The 18,543-nt window shown below is 54.8% G+C and carries 14 protein-coding genes; 8 read left to right on the top strand and 6 right to left on the bottom strand.

Translation table 11 applies throughout. The features are described 5' to 3' along the window. Positions 1 to 216 precede the first annotated feature (216 nt). Both ACOTYB_RS10495 and adhP read left to right on the top strand, forming a co-directional pair. Positions 217 to 1,926, top strand: a complete 1,710-nt coding sequence (locus tag ACOTYB_RS10495; protein ID WP_045346224.1) for an ABC-F family ATP-binding cassette domain-containing protein — start codon at positions 217 to 219, stop codon at positions 1,924 to 1,926. A 206-nt stretch (positions 1,927 to 2,132) separates the two neighbouring features. Further along, positions 2,133 to 3,143, top strand: a complete 1,011-nt coding sequence (gene adhP, locus ACOTYB_RS10490; RefSeq protein WP_023314184.1) for an alcohol dehydrogenase AdhP — start codon at positions 2,133 to 2,135, stop codon at positions 3,141 to 3,143. Between the two features lie 39 nt (positions 3,144 to 3,182). Here the strand turns inward: adhP and ACOTYB_RS10485 are convergent, their stop codons facing one another. After that, positions 3,183 to 3,692, bottom strand: a complete 510-nt coding sequence (locus ACOTYB_RS10485) for an RrF2 family transcriptional regulator (RefSeq protein WP_015570482.1) — start codon at positions 3,690 to 3,692, stop codon at positions 3,183 to 3,185. 130 nt (positions 3,693 to 3,822) lie between these two features. Between ACOTYB_RS10485 and ACOTYB_RS10480 the strand changes: the two genes are divergently transcribed. Next, a complete protein-coding gene (locus tag ACOTYB_RS10480) occupies positions 3,823 to 5,025 on the top strand; it encodes an NAD(P)/FAD-dependent oxidoreductase (protein ID WP_409248856.1) in 1,203 nt (400 codons plus the stop codon). A 39-nt stretch (positions 5,026 to 5,064) separates the two neighbouring features. Here the strand turns inward: ACOTYB_RS10480 and araJ are convergent, their stop codons facing one another. Further along, on the bottom strand, positions 5,065 to 6,240 hold the full coding sequence (gene araJ, locus ACOTYB_RS10475) for an MFS transporter AraJ (RefSeq protein WP_003857053.1): 1,176 nt from the start codon (positions 6,238 to 6,240) through the stop codon (positions 5,065 to 5,067). Positions 6,241 to 6,401: 161 nt separating this feature from the next. Here araJ and ppk2 point away from each other — a divergent pair, with 161 nt between their 5' ends. Continuing rightward, positions 6,402 to 7,220: a polyphosphate kinase 2 gene (ppk2, locus tag ACOTYB_RS10470; RefSeq protein ID WP_023314186.1), complete on the top strand. Its 819-nt coding sequence runs from the start codon at positions 6,402 to 6,404 to the stop codon at positions 7,218 to 7,220. A 59-nt stretch (positions 7,221 to 7,279) separates the two neighbouring features. Here the strand turns inward: ppk2 and fdnI are convergent, their stop codons facing one another. The 3 genes from fdnI to fdnG are packed head-to-tail and all read right to left on the bottom strand — an operon-like array spanning position 7,280 to position 11,872. Then, on the bottom strand, positions 7,280 to 7,936 hold the full coding sequence (gene fdnI / locus ACOTYB_RS10465) for a formate dehydrogenase-N subunit gamma (protein ID WP_003857050.1): 657 nt from the start codon (positions 7,934 to 7,936) through the stop codon (positions 7,280 to 7,282). Beyond that, positions 7,929 to 8,813, bottom strand: a complete 885-nt coding sequence (gene fdxH, locus ACOTYB_RS10460; protein ID WP_409248855.1) for a formate dehydrogenase subunit beta — start codon at positions 8,811 to 8,813, stop codon at positions 7,929 to 7,931. Before fdxH ends, fdnI begins: the two co-directional genes overlap by 8 nt. Before the next feature lie 11 nt (positions 8,814 to 8,824). Next, entirely contained in the window at positions 8,825 to 11,872 is a 3,048-nt protein-coding gene (fdnG, locus tag ACOTYB_RS10455; RefSeq protein ID WP_409248854.1) for a formate dehydrogenase-N subunit alpha, read from the bottom strand. A gap of 220 nt (positions 11,873 to 12,092) precedes the next feature. Here fdnG and yddG point away from each other — a divergent pair, with 220 nt between their 5' ends. Both yddG and ompC read left to right on the top strand, forming a co-directional pair. Beyond that, the gene (gene yddG, locus ACOTYB_RS10450; RefSeq protein ID WP_023314188.1) at positions 12,093 to 12,971 is read left to right on the top strand and encodes an aromatic amino acid DMT transporter YddG; all 879 of its coding nucleotides are present in this window, start codon (positions 12,093 to 12,095) and stop codon (positions 12,969 to 12,971) included. Positions 12,972 to 13,598: 627 nt separating this feature from the next. Further along, on the top strand, positions 13,599 to 14,672 hold the full coding sequence (gene ompC / locus ACOTYB_RS10445; RefSeq protein ID WP_023314189.1) for a porin OmpC: 1,074 nt from the start codon (positions 13,599 to 13,601) through the stop codon (positions 14,670 to 14,672). A 45-nt stretch (positions 14,673 to 14,717) separates the two neighbouring features. Here the strand turns inward: ompC and ACOTYB_RS10440 are convergent, their stop codons facing one another. After that, on the bottom strand, positions 14,718 to 16,208 hold the full coding sequence (locus ACOTYB_RS10440; protein WP_409248853.1) for an MFS transporter: 1,491 nt from the start codon (positions 16,206 to 16,208) through the stop codon (positions 14,718 to 14,720). Between the two features lie 116 nt (positions 16,209 to 16,324). Here ACOTYB_RS10440 and ACOTYB_RS10435 point away from each other — a divergent pair, with 116 nt between their 5' ends. Together ACOTYB_RS10435 and ACOTYB_RS10430 are read left to right on the top strand one after the other, a co-directional pair. Beyond that, positions 16,325 to 16,900: a TetR family transcriptional regulator gene (locus ACOTYB_RS10435; RefSeq protein WP_045342981.1), complete on the top strand. Its 576-nt coding sequence runs from the start codon at positions 16,325 to 16,327 to the stop codon at positions 16,898 to 16,900. A 211-nt stretch (positions 16,901 to 17,111) separates the two neighbouring features. Continuing rightward, positions 17,112 to 18,497 (top strand): NarK family nitrate/nitrite MFS transporter, encoded by a 1,386-nt coding sequence (locus ACOTYB_RS10430; protein ID WP_003857034.1) that lies wholly within the window; start codon positions 17,112 to 17,114, stop codon positions 18,495 to 18,497. The last annotated feature ends 46 nt before the right edge of the window (positions 18,498 to 18,543 follow it).

The raw sequence follows: 18,543 nt of genomic DNA, 5'->3' as shown, positions 1-18,543 counted from the left end.
ATATAAGGAGGCCAATTATGCTGTACTGTGAAATTTTCAATGTTTCACATACATTTGGTGATCGCACCAGCTCAAGCGTTATCGGTATCGTGCTGCGATAACTTCCGCTTGAGCGAAGACACTAACCCTTGAAATCCCTTCTCTCGGGCTTACTGAGTTATCGTCAGCGATGTTTGACGAGGCATAAACATGCCTGTAACTCCTGGGTAAGCAACAATGAGCACTCTACTCACTGCACATTCTTTACGTGTTGATACCGCGTTTGGCACGCTCTTCGACTCTCTCTCCTTTACGTTGAAAAAAGGCGACCGCATTGGCCTGCTGGGTGATAACGGCTGCGGAAAAAGTACGCTGCTGAAAATCCTCGACGGGACGCAGTCCCCTGCTGCCGGAACCGTTTCACTGGCTGGACATTGCCTGCTGGCGCGCGTGGAACAACATCTGCCGGAGACCCTTTATCCCCTGACCATGCTGGATGCGGTGCTGGCGCAGCTGCCGACCGGTGAGCGCGACAGTCTTCGCTGGAAGGCCGAGACACTGCTGGCCGGAATGGGCTTTACGACGCAGGAAACGGCGCTGCAATCCGCCACGCTGAGCGGCGGTCAGCATACGCGGTTGCTGCTGGCGCGGGCGTTGATAAGCGATCCGGATCTGCTGCTTCTGGACGAACCGAGCAACCACCTCGACCTGCCGACCCTGCTGTGGCTGGAGCAGTTTTTACAGAGCTGGTCCGGCAGCTTTGTGCTGGTTTCACACGACAGGCAACTGCTGGACGCGATAACCAACGGCAGCTGGATCCTGCGCGATAAAACACTGCACTACTTCGCCCTTCCCTGCACTGCCGCCCGTCAGGCGCTGGAGGCGAAAGACGAAAGCGATGCGCTGCGGCATAAGGCAGAGCAAAAAGAGATCGACCGCGTCACGGCCAGCGCCAAACGCCTCGCGACCTGGGGCAAGGTCTACGACAACGAAGATCTCTCCCGTAAGGCTAAGCAGATGGAAAAACAGGTCGAACGGCTTAAAGAAAACCAGACGGAACTGACGGCGGGAAGCCCGTGGACCTTAACCCTGCGCGGGGACGCGCTTCGGGCCGACCGCCTGCTGGAAATAACCGACCTCGGCGTCCCCCCGGCGCCGGGTCTGCCAGACCTGTTTACCCTCGTCAGCGCGCGGCTGAAGAGCGGCGATCGCGTGGCGATTGTGGGTCGTAACGGCTGCGGAAAATCGTCGCTGCTGAAGCTTATCTGGCGACATTTTCGCGACGAGATCTCGGACGAGCGGCTTAAGCGTCATCCGCGCGTTTCACCCGGCTACTACGACCAGACGCTGCATCAGTTGCCAGACGATACGGCGCTGCTTGATGCGCTGGAGCCTTTCGCGCCAGATCCGCAGACCCGTAAAATGGCGCTCATCAGTGCCGGCTTCCCGTGGGCGCGGCACGGGCAAAAAGTCAGTACGCTGAGCGGCGGGGAACGTTCGCGCCTGCTGTTCGTCGGCCTGACCCTTGCCCGTTATAGCCTGCTGATGCTGGATGAACCGACCAACCACCTGGATATGGAGGGCAAAGAGGCGCTGGCGGAAACGCTGCAACAGTTTGAAGGCGGAGTGCTGCTGGTGAGCCACGATCGTCAGTTAATTAGCCAGTGCTGTAACCGCTTCTGGCTGATTGAGGACGGCAGGCTGAGCGAATGGCACGATGCGGAGGCGGTCTTTGAGCGCCTGCGTGAGGACGCCGGTCCGGCTGTACCTGAGGCATCGAACGCCGCATTGAAGGCACCCTCTTCAGCGTCAGACGATCTGCTCGAACGCCTTGTCGCCCTGGAAACGTTGCTGGAAGAAGATTTGGCGCGTAAGCCCAAACATCAAAAACCGCAGTTGCAGGCGCAATGGCGAAAAGAGATTGAGGAGATAGAAGCCCAACTGTAAGCCTGTACCCGGCGGTCATTACGCCGGGTCTTTTTTACGTCAGTGTTTTTCCCTACTGATTATTAGAGGATCGCCGTATTCTTAATCTGAAACTGAGCTAAATGATGACATTATGTTGCGGTTGCCTTGCATTACAGCGTCAAAGTATTAATCCTTAATGGGTATTACACCTGCTATGCAGATACTCATCATGAAAGGAGAAACACATGAAGGCTGCTGTTGTCACTCAGGATCATCAGGTTAATGTTACAGAGAAAACCTTACGCGCGCTTAAACATGGTGAAGCGCTGCTGAAGATGGAGTGCTGTGGCGTGTGCCATACCGATCTCCATGTTAAGAATGGCGATTTTGGCGACAAAACCGGGGTGATCCTCGGCCACGAAGGGATTGGTATCGTCAAAGAGATTGGTCCTGGCGTCACGTCGCTAAAAGTAGGCGACCGTGCAAGCGTGGCGTGGTTCTTTGAAGGCTGTGGCCACTGTGAATATTGTAATACCGGCAACGAAACGCTGTGCCGTGACGTGAAAAACGCGGGTTACTCCGTTGACGGCGGCATGGCGGAAGAGTGCATCGTAACCGCGGATTACGCGGTTAAAGTCCCGGACGGGCTGGACTCCGCGGCGGCCAGCAGCATCACCTGCGCCGGGGTCACCACCTACAAAGCGGTAAAAGTCTCTGACATCAAACCCGGCCAGTGGATTGCGATCTATGGCCTGGGCGGTCTGGGCAACCTCGCGCTGCAATACGCCAAAAATGTCTTCAATGCGAAGGTTATCGCCATTGACGTGAATGACGAGCAGCTGAAGCTCGCTGCCAGCATGGGCGCAGACTTAACCGTGAACTCTCGCAGTGAAGATGCGGCAAAAGTGATTCAGGAGAAAACCGGCGGTGCGCATGCGGCGGTGGTGACGGCAGTAGCGAAAGCGGCCTTCAACTCTGCCGTTGACGCGGTTCGCGCCGGAGGCCGCGTGGTGGCTGTTGGCCTGCCGCCGGAAGCGATGAGCCTGGATATTCCACGTCTGGTCCTGGATGGGATTCAGGTGGTGGGCTCTCTGGTGGGTACCCGTCAGGATCTGCTCGAAGCCTTCCAGTTTGCGGCTGAAGGTAAGGTGGTTCCGAAAGTCACGATGCGCCCATTGGAAGATATCAACGCTATCTTTAAAGAGATGGAACAGGGCCAGATCCGTGGCCGTATGGTGATTGATTTACGTTCTTAACCGCGGCGGCCGGGTAGCGGCTTTGCCCTGCCCGGCTTTTCACGTGGACGAACGGCGATCGGAAATCCACTCCTGAACCTCGATCTGGAACGTGTCCGGCGCTTTTCGATACATTTTCCGCGCCAGATCCAGGATAGTATGGCGCCCTAACTCCTCTTCCATCCGCTGCTGCGCGCTGTCCATGACCGAGCGCACCCCACACGGGCCGTCACAGACCCAGGCAGGTGGCGTTTCATCAAACACCGCCAGGCGCTGACGCACTTCCCGACACTCAAACATATTCTTCTCGCCGTCGATGGCGTGCGCCACGTCCAGCACGCTGATCAGCTCTGCCGGACGCGCCAGCCGGAAGCCTCCCCCTTTACCCTCGGTGCTGATGACCAGCCCCGCGCGTGATAAACGGGTGAAGATTTTTCCAAGATAGTCGTAGGGCACGCCCTGCAAGGCCGCCATCTCCCGGACGCTCATCTCACGTTCATTGCCTTTTGCATCCACCATACACATCAGGCTATGAATGCCATATTCCACACCAGAACTGTAAAACGCCATGGCTCACTCCGGGTCATTGTTCGCTGCATTATAACGATTTTTAACTCAGAAAGAAGTTGTCGTAGTTAACTCCGACAAGTATAGTGGCAGTTATGTCAGACATACAGCCTGACGCACTAAAGGATCGAGTATGAAAAAGCAGATTTTAATTGTGGGTAGTGGGTTTTCCGGTATGTGGGCTGCGGTCAGCGCCGCGCGCCTTTCTGCTCTGGAGGGTAACAATAGCCTCAGCATTGCCGTGCTGGCCCCTGTTGCGGAATTGCGCGTTCGCCCACGCTTTTATGAAGAGAACGTGTCGATGATGGTCGCACCTCTGACCGAACTGTTTGCTGAGCTGGGCATTACCTTTATTGCGGGCGAAGCACAACGTATTGACACCTCGTCTAAAACCGTTTTGTATCGCGATTCAAACGGCGCGATTGCTGACGTCGCCTGGGAACGTCTGATCCTCGCAACCGGTAGCCAGACTAAACGTCCTCCTGTTGCCGGTCTGGCTGAATACGCCTTTGATATCGACCAACTCGACTCCGCCAGGTTATTCGAGCAACATCTTGATTCGCTGGTTTCGCGCCCCTCCACCCCGGAGCGTAATACCGTGGTCGTGTGTGGCGGCGGCTTTACCGGCATCGAGCTGGCAACGGAACTCCCTGCCCGGCTCCGCACTCGCTTCGGCGCCAATACAAAGACTAATATAATCGTAGTTGGAAGGGGTGCAACCATTGGCGGGCGTTACAGCGAGGCGCTGAGAAACACCATTGAAGAAGCAAGCAGCGCGCTGGGCGTTGAATGGCGTTTAAACAGTGAAGTTGAAGCCATCGATGCCAGCGGCGTAACGCTGAAAAACGGAGAACGCATTGCCAGCGCCACTGTAGTGTGGACGGCAGGGGTAGAAGCTAACCCCCTCAGCCTGCAAATTGACGGGGAACGCGACACTCAGGGACGCCTTATCGTCACCGACACATTGCAGGTTCCTGCGCATCCGGAGGTTTACGCGACGGGTGATATGGCGCATGCCAAAACGGACGATGTGGGCAACACGGCGCTGATGACCTGCCAGCACGCGATCCAGTTGGGGAAATTCGCCGGACACAACGCGGCGGCCAGCCTGTTAAATGTGGAGCCGTACCCTTACCGTCAGGTGAACTACGTTACCTGTCTGGATTTGGGTAGCTGGGGCGCGGTATACACCGAGGGCTGGGACCAGCGCATTAAATCCGTGCGCGAGGAAGGCAAAAAGATCAAAGTTGCCATCACCAACGAACTGATTTACCCGCCAGCAGCAGACAAAGCGGTTGCTTTTGCCGCCGCTGACCCGCTGGCGAAATTCGTGTAGTCCACTCCACCACCCGCGACCAGCGGGCAACATGTGGAATCAGGCCAGCGCTCCTGCGTTGGCCTGACGCTTTTTGGCACATAAATAACCATACATCAACAGAGAGGTCATCGCTGAGAAGGATAAGATCGCTGCCGGCAGCGTGACATAACTCCAGCTAAAGCCGAGCGTAATCATCATTCCACCGAAATACGCGCCAATTGCGCTGCCGAGGTTAAACGCCATTTGTCCGCCTGCGGCCCCCAGCATCTCGCCGCCTTTCGCATTTTGCAGCAGCAGTATTTGCAGCGGCGCAGAGAGCGCAAACAGCCCGGCGCAGCACACGAATCCCATTACCAGTGAAGCTGTTTTAAGCTCGCCAAAGGCGAACAACGCCAGCAGCGAAGCCACAATCACCAGGTCGGTGGTGGCAGCAATGCGCAGCGGGCTAAAGCGCGACGACAGCTTGCCGCTGAAGACATTTCCCAGCACCATGCCCAGCCCCATCAGCATCATGATCGCGGTCATCACGCCCTCGGAAAAGCCTGACACGTTGACCATAAACGGCTTCACGAAGCTAAACCAGGCAAACACCCCGGCATTGCCAAACATCGTAGCGGCAAAAATCAACCACGGTTCCGGTTTCTTCAGGAAATGGAATTGTTCTGTCAGCCGGGTGGTTGTCGTGTCGTGAATGTCTGGCACCCACAGCAGAACAGACAGGATCACCAGCGCGTCAAAGACCGCAATCAAAAAGAAGGTGTAACGCCAGTTAAATTCATGTCCCAGCCACGTCCCGAGTGGTACGCCAAGCAGGTTGGCAACGGTCATCCCGGCAATCATCCCGGCCACAGCGACCGTCACTTTACCCGGCGGTGCGATTTTTGACAGGATTATCGCCCCCACGCCGAAAATCGCGCCATGCGGAAAACCAGAGATTAAGCGCCCCGCCGCCAGCCCCACGTAGGAGTCAGAGAAGGTAAAGAGTGTGTTACCAACGACGCACATCGCCACCAGAAACAGCAGCGTTGTTTTCAGCGAAAATTTGCTGGAGAACAGCGCCACAATCGGCGCGCCGATCACCACGCCAAAAGCGTAAAACGAAATCATATTTCCGGCAGAGGGAATCGAAATGCCCGTATCATGGGCCAGTTCTGTCAGCACGCCCATGATGCCAAATTCAGCCATCCCCAGACCAAAGGTAGCCAGTGCTAACGAAAAAATTGTCTTTTTCATACCGCGACCACTGTTAAAAAATACGCAGCGTGCATTATTGATTAAACTTGTATGGTGAACCAGTTCAAATCAGCTTTCTGACACATTAATCCATTCATTCAGGCCGATTACACGCTTAGTACGGCCTCGATCCCGCGACCGGACCCATAGGGAGACCCGCCATGGTCAGTAAGAAGAAAACCCGTGTTGTTGATGATGTCGTTAAAAACGCGCCGCTCAAAACCAAAACGTACGAGCAAGAGCTGCGCCGCCTCCATGTTGAACTGGTTAAGCTCCAGCAATGGGTGGTCGCCAAAGGGTTAAAAGTCTGTATTGTTTTTGAAGGGCGAGACGGCGCCGGTAAAGGCGGCGTCATCAAAGCCATCACCGAACGCGTCAGCCCCCGGGTGTTTCGCGTTGTTGCGTTACCGGCCCCCACCGATAAAGAGAAAAGTCAGCTCTATTTTCAGCGTTACGTTCCTCATCTGCCCTCTGCCGGGGAAATCGTTATTTTTGACCGCAGCTGGTACAACCGCGCGGGGGTGGAAAAAGTAATGGGTTTCTGTACTGAAGAGCAGACCGAAAAATTTCTTGATGGAACGCCGGTAATGGAAAAAGCGATGGTCGATGCCGGGATCATATTGTTGAAATACTGGCTTGAAGTAACGCCAAAAGAGCAGGAACGCCGCCTGCGCGATCGCATTAATGATGGTCGCAAGATCTGGAAGCTGTCTCCAATGGACATAAAATCTTTTAATCTGTGGGATGAATATACCCTCGCCCGTGACGCGATGTTTAAAGCGACCGACACCGCCTGGGCGCCGTGGTTTGTGGCGCGCTCAGAAGATAAAAAACGGGTGCGGCTGAATATTATTTCGCATCTGCTTTCACAGATCCCCTATAAAGAAATTCACGTAGACAAAGTGGATTTACCGAAACGCAAGATCGGCAAAGTGAAGCCTACAAAATATCCCTTCCGGTATATTGCAGAGCGATTTTGATACGGGGAAGCAGGCCAGCACAAGCGCAGCGCCGCCGGACAATGCCGACGGCGCAAGGTTTACTTCAACCCTTCCGAACTCTCTTTTTGCGCTTCAAGACGCTCAACGTCCCGGTACCAGCGCGGATGGTGTTTTTGCGCCCAGCGGCGGCTCACCTTCCCTTCAATCATGCCTTTAATCGATCCTTTCACCCAGAAGGCCATATACATATGGATCAGAATGGCGTGGATCAGAATAATGGCCGAGGTCGCGTGGATCAGCAGCGCATAACGCACTACCTGAATCGGGAAATAGTGCGCAAAATACGGACGCCAGATGATGACCCCGGTCACCAGCAGCACAAAAATCATGCTCATGATGGTCCAGAACATCATCTTCTGCCCGGCGTTGTATTTCCCCACCTTCGCGACTTTATGCTCGTTGCCTTTCAGAACCTCAACAATCCCTTTTAGCCACGGAATATCCTGCTTGTCAGGGATATTGTGATGAACAAAACGCACGAACATAAACATCAGCACCACGAAAATCAGCACGCCGAAGAACGGATGCAGAATGCGCCCCATCTGCGGTGTCCCGAAGGTTTCCGTGAGCCACTGTAGCGTCGGGAAGAAGAACGATATGCCGGATACCGCCACCAGGAAGAAGCAGATGACTACCGTCCAGTGACAGGCGCGATCGACAAATTTTGTGCGCACTATCATTTTCGACTTACTCATGATGCTCCTCCTCGTCGTCATCCACCTCTTTATTCGGCCCGATACCGATGTAGTGATAAATCAGCCCGGCAAAGGTGGCGATAAAGCCCGCCGCTGAAAGCGGTTTAAGCGCCCCTTTCCACAGGTTGATTGATGTATCGATCGCCGGATCTTTCGGCAGATTATGATACAGCTCCGGCTGGTCATTGTGGTGCAGAACATACATGACGTGCGTGCCGCCCACGCCCTGCGGGTTATAAATCCCGGCCTTGTCATAGCCGCGCGCTTTGAGCTTATCCACCCGCTGCTGCGCCACTTCCAGCATCTCTTTTTTGGTGCCGAAGTGGATCGCCCCGGTAGGACAGGTCTTCACGCAGGCAGGCTCCTGGCCGACGCTGACGCGATCGACGCACATGGTGCATTTATAGACCCGGTTATCCTCTTTATTGAGACGCGGGATATTAAACGGACAACCCGCAATACAGTAACCGCAGCCGATGCAGTTATCCTGCTGGAAGTCGACGATCCCGTTGGCGTACTGAATGATTGCCCCGGCAGACGGGCATGCCTTCAGGCAGCCCGGATCTTCACAGTGCATACAGCCGTCTTTACGGATCAGCCACTCCAGCTTGCCGTTCTGGTCGGTTTCGCTAAAGCGCATCACCGTCCAGGACTTGGCGCTCAGATCAGCAGGATTGTCATAGACCCCTACGCAGTGCCCCACCTCGTCGCGGATATCGTTCCACTCCGAGCAGGCCACCTGGCAGGCCTTACAGCCCACGCAGGAAGAGACATCGATCAGCTTGGCGACTTCTGCCTTGTAGTCCCGCGCACGAGGCGCGGGCGTTATCGGGTTGGTCGCGGAGCGTTTAATAATGTCTTGTGTTTCCATCGCCATTTAATCGCTCCTTACGCTTTCTCGATGTTGACCAGAAACGCTTTATACTCCGGCGTTTGCGAGTTGGAATCGCCGACGTTTGGCGTCAGGGTATTGGCGATGTAGCCTTTCTGCGCTACCCCTTCAAAGCCCCAGTGCAGTGGTATGCCCACCGTTTCCACCTGCTGGCCGTGCACGTTCAGCGTTTGCAGACGACGGGTGACCACCGCCACCGCGCGAATAAAGCCGCGCTTGCTGCTGACCTTCACGCGATCGCCATTGGCAATGCCTTTCGCCTTCGCCAGGGTTTCGCTTATCTCCACAAACTGTTCCGGCTGCGCGATGGCGTTAAGCCGCGCGTGCTTGGTCCAGGTATGGAAATGCTCGGTCAGGCGGTAAGTAGTGCCGACATACGGGAACTTGTCTTTTTTACCTAAACGCAGCACGTCGTCTTCGTAGATGCGTACCACCGGGCTTGACACCACGTTCGGGTGCAACGGGTTAGTGCCGAGCGGCGTTTCCATCGGCTCGTAGTGTTCAGGGAACGGCCCTTCCGCCAGTTTGTCGATAGCAAACAGACGTCCCAGCCCTTCCGGCTGCATGATAAACGGCCCGGTGTTGCTACCCGGCGCGGCGGTGTTGAAGTCCGGGATATCGTTCCCCGTCCACTTCGTGCCGTACCACTCGATCAGCATGCGTTTCGGATCCCACGGCTTACCGTTCACGTCTGCGGAGGCACGGTTGTACAGTACGCGGCGGTTTAACGGCCACGCCCATGCCCAGCCCAGGGTGTTACCCAGGCCTGACGGATCGGCGTTATCGCGGTTGGCCATCTGGTTACCCTGCTCAGTCCAGCTGCCGGTGTAGATCCAGCAGGACGAGGCGGTGGTACCGTCGTCACGCAACAGCGCGAAGCTATTGAGCAACTGGCCTTTCTTCGCCACCAGATTGCCGTTGGCATCGTACAGGTCGGCCAGCGCCACACCGTTGTTCTCTTTTGCCACCTCTTCGGACTCAGGATGATCCGGCTGCTTGTAGTTCCAGCTCATCTTCAGCAGCGGCTCAGCGCCTTTGCCGCCTTCTGTGCGGTACATCTCGCGCAGACGATGGTAAATCCCGGCCAGAATTTCGCCGTCATTACGCGCTTCACCCGGCGCATCCTGACCTTTCCAGTGCCACTGTAGCCAGCGGCCAGAGTTGGCAATAGAACCGTCCTCTTCCGCAAAGCAGGTCGATGGCAGGCGGAACACCTCCGTCTGAATGGATGCCGGATCGACATCGTTTGATTCACCGTGGTTCTGCCAGAACGTAGACGTTTCGGTGACCAGCGGATCGATAACCACCATGTACTTCAGCTTGCTCAGGCTGCGAACGACTTTGTTTTTATCCGGGAATGACGCCACCGGGTTAAAGCCCTGGCAGATATACCCCGTGACGTCGCCCTTATCCATCATGTTGAAATACTTGATGACATCGTAAGCCTGGTCCCATTTCGGCAACCACTCAAAGCCCCAGTCATTCTCTTTCTGCGCCGCGTCGCCGTAGAACGATTTCATCAGACTGACGGCAAACTTCGGATAGTTACTCCAGTAGTTCACCTGGTCCGGACGCGTCGCTTTTGGCGTGTTGGCGTCAAGCCAGCTTTGCCAGTCGGTCTGCTTCTCGGACGGCAGGGTCAGGTAACCCGGCAGGCTGGTCGACAGCAGGCCGAGGTCGGTTAAGCCCTGAATGTTAGAGTGCCCGCGCAGGGCGTTCACGCCGCCACCGGCCATCCCCATGTTGCCGAGCAGCAGCTGGATCATCGCCATGGTGCGAATGTTCTGCGCGCCCACGGTATGCTGCGTCCAGCCCAGCGCGTACAGGAAAGTAGTGGTTCTGTCGGCGGCACTGGTGGAGGCCAGCACTTCACACACTTTCAGGAAGTCCGCTTTCGGCGTACCGCAGATGTTTTCCACCACGTCCGGCGTATAGCGGGAAACGTGCTGTTTCAGCAAGTTCCACACGCAGCGCGAATCGCTCAGGGTCTCATCGCGTTTCGCGTAGCCGTTTTCGTCGAACTGATAGTTCCAGGATGATTTATCGTACTGACGTTTCTCGGCGTCATAGCCGCTGAACAGACCATCTTCGAAAGCGAAATCTTCCCGCACCAGCAGGCTGGCATTGGTGTAATGCTTAACGTATTCCGCGTTAATCTTATTGTTTTCGATCAGGTACAACAGTACGCCGGAAAGGAACGTAATATCCGTACCGGAGCGGATCGGCGCATAGATATCAGCCACCGATGCCGTACGCGTAAAGCGTGGATCGACGACAATCAGCGTCGCATCGTTGTTGTTTTTCGCTTCCATCGCCCAGCGGAACCCCACCGGATGGGCTTCAGCGGCGTTACCGCCCATAACCACCACGACGTTTGCGTTTTTGATATCAACCCAGTGGTTGGTCATCGCACCGCGACCAAATGTTGGAGCAAGACTTGCTACCGTTGGTCCGTGTCAGACGCGCGCCTGGTTATCAACCGCCAGCATGCCGAGGGAGCGCACAAATTTTTGCGTCAGCATGCCGGTCTCATTACTTGCCGCAGAGGCACACAGCATCCCGGTGGAGGTCCAGCGGTTTACCGTGATGCCCTGCTCGTTCTTCTCAATAAAATTGGCGTCGCGATCCGCTTTCATCAGTTTTGCAATTCGGGAGAAAGCGTCGTCCCAGGAGATACGCTGCCATTTGTCAGACCCCGGCGCACGATATTCCGGGTAGCGCAGACGGTTTTCACTGTGGACGTAGTCCAGCAGCCCCGCCCCTTTCGGGCAAAGCGCCCCGCGGCTCACCGGATGGTCCGGGTCCCCTTCAATATGATAAATCGCTTCTTTGGCGTTCTTCGCGCCATCACCCAGGCTATACATTAATAGCCCACAACCCACGGAGCAGTATGTGCAGGTGTTACGGATCTCTTTCGCGCGCAGCAGTTTATAGTTGCGTGCCTGAGCCAGCGCCATTTTGGGAGCGAATCCCAGCATCGCGGCTGTTGTTCCGGCCATACCGCCCGCGCAGATTTTAAAAAATTGTCTGCGGCTGACGTCCATTGTTGTCCTCGTTATCTGATAAGACTTCGCGCGGCAAACTAACAGCAAAGCCCCTTTTTTTATTGCGTCAAATCAAGGTCGCTATACTTAGCCCCCCAAATAGTCACCGCTGGTACGATTTGCTACTCTTTTCGGGGTATCTACCCCGTAGAAAATTCGCCAGGTGAAGCGGATAGATGCTATAAGTTTTTCCTTTGATTTTTTGAAGACTGGCAGGGTAATGGACAGAAAAAGAGCAACGCTGACAGGCCTGGCGGCCATATTGCTGTGGAGCACCATGGTGGGTCTCATCCGCAGCGTCAGTGAAGGACTGGGCCCGGTGGGCGGCGCGGCGATGATTTACACCGTCAGCGGGCTGCTGTGTCTGGTAACGGTGGGTTTTCCCGATCTTCGGCGTTTTTCCAGGCGCTATCTTCTTGCGGGCAGCATCCTGTTTGTCAGCTATGAGATGTGCCTGGCCCTGTCGCTGGGATATGCCGCGACGCGCTCACAGGCGATTGAAGTCGGTATGGTCAATTATCTGTGGCCAAGCCTGACGATTGCCTTCGCGATTTTGTTCAACGGGCAAAAATCCACCCTGTGGGTCATCCCTGGGCTTCTCATCTCGCTGTTGGGGGTGTGCTGGGTTTTAGGTGGCGAAAACGGTCTGCAACTGAATGACATCATGCAGAACGTCGTTTCAAGTCCGCTGAGTTATGGGCTGGCGTTTGCTGGCGCTTTTATCTGGGCCGCCTACTGCACCGTCACCAGCAAGTATGCCAAAGGGCAAAATGGCATTACCCTTTTCGTCCTGCTGACCGCCCTGAGCCTGTGGGTCAAATATGCCGTCAGCGATCAGCCCGAAATGGTGTTCAGCGTCCCGGTTGTGGTGAAGCTATTGATGTGTGGGGTTGCGCTTGGCTTTGGCTACGCCGCCTGGAATATCGGTATTCTTCACGGTAACGTCACGGTGCTTGCGGCTGTCTCTTATTTCACGCCCGTTCTTTCCGCCGCGCTGGCGGCTATTGTGCTGAGCTCTCCGCTTTCATTCTCATTCTGGCAAGGGGCATTAATGGTGTGCGCCGGATCGTTACTGTGCTGGTATGCCACCCGCAAATAGTATTTTTATTTTTTGCCGGGTACCCAATATGCCCGGCACAAAATTAACAATTTTTTAATATGTGATCACACCCTCGAATATAATTAGTAACATTCGAGACAACTAAAATTTCTGTATAGAATGCCCACAGATAGCCAGAGCCGTTGTGGAAGTTGACATAAACTGACAACACAGGTAATTAGTTCAGCGCCAATATTACCCCGCTATATAGCACAAAGTGCAATAGTTTATTTCTGAATATTTCACTTTGAAAACAGACATTGGCTCACCGAAAAATTCATAATCCGCTGTTTTACAAGATGTTATCGCGCCCCACACGTTGATACTCTCTGTCAAATTCCTTTAATTCCCCCGAAAAACTAAAACGTCCGACAATAATTTACAGCCATATTATCGTGCTTTGTTAATAATCAATTTATGTCTATATATTAACCTGATTGAGCGATTTAAGGGTAATTTACCCGATCAGGATCACACTAATTGAAATTGTCTTTAATATTTTGAAACTTATTATTGAAAGCAGTCTACGGAATTTTAAAAATAGTCTGCCATTGACGATAAGCCTCGTTTAAAAATCGCTCAGGTGGCTTAGGAAATACCTAAATAAAATTATAAGGATTATTTAAGATGAAACTTAAATTAGTTGCAGTGGCAGTGACTTCCATGTTGGCAGCTGGCGTTGTTAACGCGGCTGAAGTTTTTAACAAAGACGGTAACAAACTGGATCTGTACGGCAAAGTTACTGGTCTGCACTATTTTTCTGATGATGCTGGTAGCGACGGCGACAAAACGTATGTTCGTCTGGGCTTCAAAGGTGAAACTCAGATCAACGATCAGCTGACCGGATACGGCCAGTGGGAATATGAGTTCAAGGGCAATCGCTCCGAAGCTCAAGGTTCCGACGGCAACAAAACCCGTCTGGCCTACGCTGGTCTGAAATTCGATGAATTCGGTTCCTTCGACTACGGTCGTAACTACGGTGTGGCTTATGACATCGGCGCGTGGACTGACGTTCTGCCAGAGTTCGGTGGCGATACCTGGACGCAGACTGACGGCTTCATGACCGGCCGTACCACTGGCGTTGCAACCTACCGTAACACCGACTTCTTTGGTCTGGTTGACGGCCTGAACGTGGCTGCTCAGTACCAGGGTAAAAACGACCGTTCAGAGATCACCGAATCCAACGGTGACGGCTGGGGTCTCTCTTCTACCTATGAATTCGACGGCTTCGGTGTGGGTGCGACCTACGCGAAATCTGACCGTACCGACCGTCAGGTTCGTGCTGCAAGCGACCTGAACGCCGGTGGCGAAAACGCAGAAGTGTGGGCTGCTGGCCTGAAGTACGATGCGAACAACATCTACCTGGCAACCACCTACTCTGAAACCCGCAACATGACGGCGTTCGGTAACGGTCACGTTGCCAACAAAGCGCAGAACTTCGAAGTTGTGGCGCAGTACCAGTTCGACTTCGGTCTGCGTCCATCCATCGCTTACCTGAAATCCAAAGGTAAAGACATCGGTTCTTATGGCGACCAGGATCTGGTTGAATACGTTGACGTTGGCGCGAGCTACTACTTCAACAAAAACATGTCCACCTACGTTGATTACAAAATCAACCTCGTGGATGACAGCCAGTTCACCAAAGATGCCAAAGTGGCTACCGACAACATCGTGGCTGTGGGTCTGACCTACCAGTTCTAAGATCTGTTAGTTCAAAAGGCCAGCCCTCGCGGCTGGCCTTTTTTATTACTGCTGCCCTCCGACCTTCGCCAGACTAAACCAGATCCCGACCGCCAGAATCAGCAGCATGCCTCCCGCACTGCCCAGGGCCACGCTGTGCGAGGTGATGAACGCAGTTTTCGCCGCCGTCATCACCGGCTCGGCCAGCGACGGCGTCAGCTCCTGCGCCACCTTCATCGCTTCACCGATGGACGACGAGGCTTTATCGGTCAGCGACGCGCTCAGCCCCTGCGGCAGTACAATAGACGCCGAAAAGCTGCGGGTTAACAGCAAACCGAAAATGGCGATCCCCAGACCAGCGCCCAGCTCGTAGGACATGGTTTCGATCGCGCCTGCGGCGGCCGCTTTCTCTTTCGGCGCGGCAGCCATGATCGCTGACGTCGATGCCAGCAGTGCGCTGGCGGCACTGAAGCCCAACAGCACCATCAGGCTCCACGCCTGCCACTGTTGGGTGCTGAAATCAAGCATCGACAGGCCGATAAAACTGACTGCGCTTAGCCCCATGCCTCCGGCCGCGACAATGCGCAGCCCCAGACCCCCGACCAGCACGCCCGCGATCGGCCCGCTAAATCCGCTCGCCACCATCACCGGCAGCATAAATATCCCTGCTTCAAACGGCGTAAAACCATGCACGAACTGCAACTCCTGCGCCATCAGCAGTTCAAAGCCCACCAGCGCAATCATGGCGGTCATCGCCATGACCACGCCGCTTAAAATAATGCGATGGCAAAACAGACGCATGTCGATCATCGGTACGCGCGCGCGCAGCTGGATACGGACGAAGATAAACAGCATCACCGCCCCGGTAAGCAGCGTAATGGTCACCATCCACGGCGACAGCACCCCTTTCAGGGCGGTTTTGGCGCTATAGACCAGCAGTAAAATCGCCACAATCAGCATAATGGCATGGCTGATATTGAGCGGCTGCTCGGGCCGACCCTGCTGAGCAGGCACAAAGCGCGCAGCAAGCGAAACCACCATCAGCACGATCGGCACATTAATCAGGAACACCGAACCCCAGTAAAAGTGCTCCAGCAGCATGCCGCCAATCAGCGGGCCAAACGCCGCGCCGCCCGACCCAACGGCAGCCCAGACGCCGAGGGCGATATTACGGTGCCGCGCATCAATAAACAGCGTGCGGATCCCTGCAAGCGTAGCCGGAATAATCATCGCCGCGCCTATCGCCAGCGACGCGCGGGCGGCAATCAGCCAGCCCGCGGACGGCGCAAAAGCCGCCGCTAACGATGACAGGCCAAACAGCACGCTGCCGATCATCAGCAGGCGCTTAAAACCTATGCGATCGCCCAGCGCGCCCATCGGCAGCACCATCCCCGCCATCACCAGCGAGTAAATATCAATAATCCACAACAATTCGTTGCCGCTGGCACCCAGCGTCATGCTCAATGTTGGCGCCGCCACGTGCAGCACCGTCGCGTCAATCGCCACCGGGATATATACCAGCACGATAATCACTAACGCTAACCACTGACGAAACATAAATTTCCTTTTCAGTTAAAAATTGGACACGTGTCCAGATTGCGATCCTACGTAAAGTTGAACACTTGTCCAGCTCTTTGTTACACTCGTTTCGTTGCCATTGAGAGTGAGAAATTATGCGTTATCTGAGCAAGGACGAGCGGCGGGAAGGGATCCTCCAGGCCGCGATGCGCGTGGCGCTGACCGAAGGATTCGCTGCAATGACCGTGCGCCGCATCGCCACCGAAGCGGGCGTCGCCACCGGGCAGTTGCATCACCACTTTGCGTCGGCGGGCGAGCTTAAGTCGCTGGCGTTTGTCCGGCTAATCCGCGATTTGCTGGATGCTGAAATCGTTGGCGAAAACGCTGGCTGGCGCGAGCGCCTGCATGCCATGCTCGGCAGCGATGACGGCGGGTTTGAGCCCTACATTCGGCTGTGGCGAGAGGCGCAAATTCTCGCCAGCCGGGATAGCGATATTAAAGGCGCCTACGTTTTGACTATGGAGATGTGGCACCAGGAAACGGTTGCGATTATCAGGGCCGGGGCGGAGGCCAACGCCTTTACGCTTGCTGACCAGCCGGAAAATATCGCCTGGCGTTTAATTGGTCTGGTATGTGGCCTGGATGGCATATACGTATTAAATATGCCTGAAATGGACGACGCGGCCTTTAATAAGCATCTGGATAAACTTATCTCCCTCGAATTGTTTTAATACTCCCATCGGGGTATTAATTTCCGCAAAAAGTTACAATTAGTAACACATAAAGCGAACCCAGATTCCCATTCCAAACTCAGGGATTCGCTTTTTTATCTATCCTTTCAGATGTATCCCATAACATCCAATAATTCCTACGAGCTATCGACAGGTATCTTTCTGTTTTTATTTAATTTTTTCTCTCCACTTGGGTAAGCAAGAGGGTGATATGTCACATCAAAGCGAGAAGAGTAACCAGCATCTGTTGAGTAACTGGAAACCGGAAAATGCGCAATTTTGGGAGAATAAAGGGAAACATATCGCACGAAGAAACCTGTGGATTTCCGTGGCGTGTTTGCTTCTCGCGTTTTGTGTCTGGATGTTGTTTAGCGCTATTGCGGTAAACCTTAATAAGGTCGGATTTAATTTCAGCACCGATCAGCTTTTTATGCTAACGGCATTACCTTCTCTCTCCGGCGCGATATTGCGTGTCCCCTACTCTTTTATGGTGCCGATATTTGGCGGGCGTTACTGGACCGTGTTAAGCACCGTTATCCTGGTCGTACCCTGTGTCTGGCTTGGGATCGCCATCCAGAATACCGCCACGCCTTACTGGGTCTTTATCATCATTGCACTGCTGTGCGGTTTTGCCGGCGCCAACTTCGCTTCCAGCATGGGAAACATCAGTTTCTTCTTCCCGAAAGCCAGACAGGGCAGCGCGCTGGGCATTAACGGCGGGCTGGGTAACCTGGGTGTGAGCGTGATGCAGCTGGTTGCGCCGCTGGTGATTTTCCTGCCGATGTTTACCTTTCTCGGCGTTCACGGCGTCCCCCAGGAGGATGGCTCGACGATGTGGCTGGCGAACGCGGCGTGGATCTGGGCGCCGCTGCTGATTCTGGCCACCCTTGCGGCGTTTTTTGGCATGAACGACATCGCCAGCTCGAAAGCATCCATTGCCAGCCAGCTTCCGGTACTTAAGCGCTTTCACCTCTGGCTGCTGAGCCTGCTTTATCTGGCAACCTTCGGCTCGTTTATCGGTTTCTCGGCAGGCTTTGCCATGCTGTCGAAAACCCAGTTTCCGGACGTAAATATCCTCCACCTCGCCTTCTTTGGCCCGCTGATTGGCGCCCTGGCGCGTTCGGCTGGCGGGATGATTTCAGACAGGCTGGGCGGCGTACGGGTGACGCTGATCAACTTCGTCTTTATGGCCATCTTTAGCGCCCTGATTTTCCTGACGCTCCCCGGGTCTGGTTCAGGCAGTTTTATCGCCTTCTATCTGGTCTTTATGGGCCTGTTTCTGACCGCAGGCCTGGGCAGCGGCTCGACCTTCCAGATGATCGCGATTATCTTTCGCCAAATCACCCTCGACCGCGTAAAAAAACAGGGCGGGAGCGACGAACAGGCACAGCATGAAGCGGTGACCGAAACGGCTGCCGCGCTGGGCTTTATCTCTGCCATCGGTGCGGTAGGCGGGTTCTTTATTCCCAAAGCCTTTGGCACATCCCTGGCGATGACCGGATCCCCGGTGGGCGCCATGAAAGTCTTCCTCGTGTTTTACATCGTCTGCGTGCTCGTCACCTGGCTGGTGTACGGCCGCAAATCCTCACAAAAATAATAACTACATCTTCGCCGGAGCGTGATGCCTCACCCTCCGGCCATGC

It is taken from the genome of Enterobacter cloacae complex sp. IR5450 (assembly GCF_049238665.1).
Classification (GTDB): Bacteria; Pseudomonadota; Gammaproteobacteria; order Enterobacterales; family Enterobacteriaceae; genus Enterobacter; species Enterobacter hormaechei_C.
This window is presented reverse-complemented; position numbering and strand designations above follow the sequence as displayed.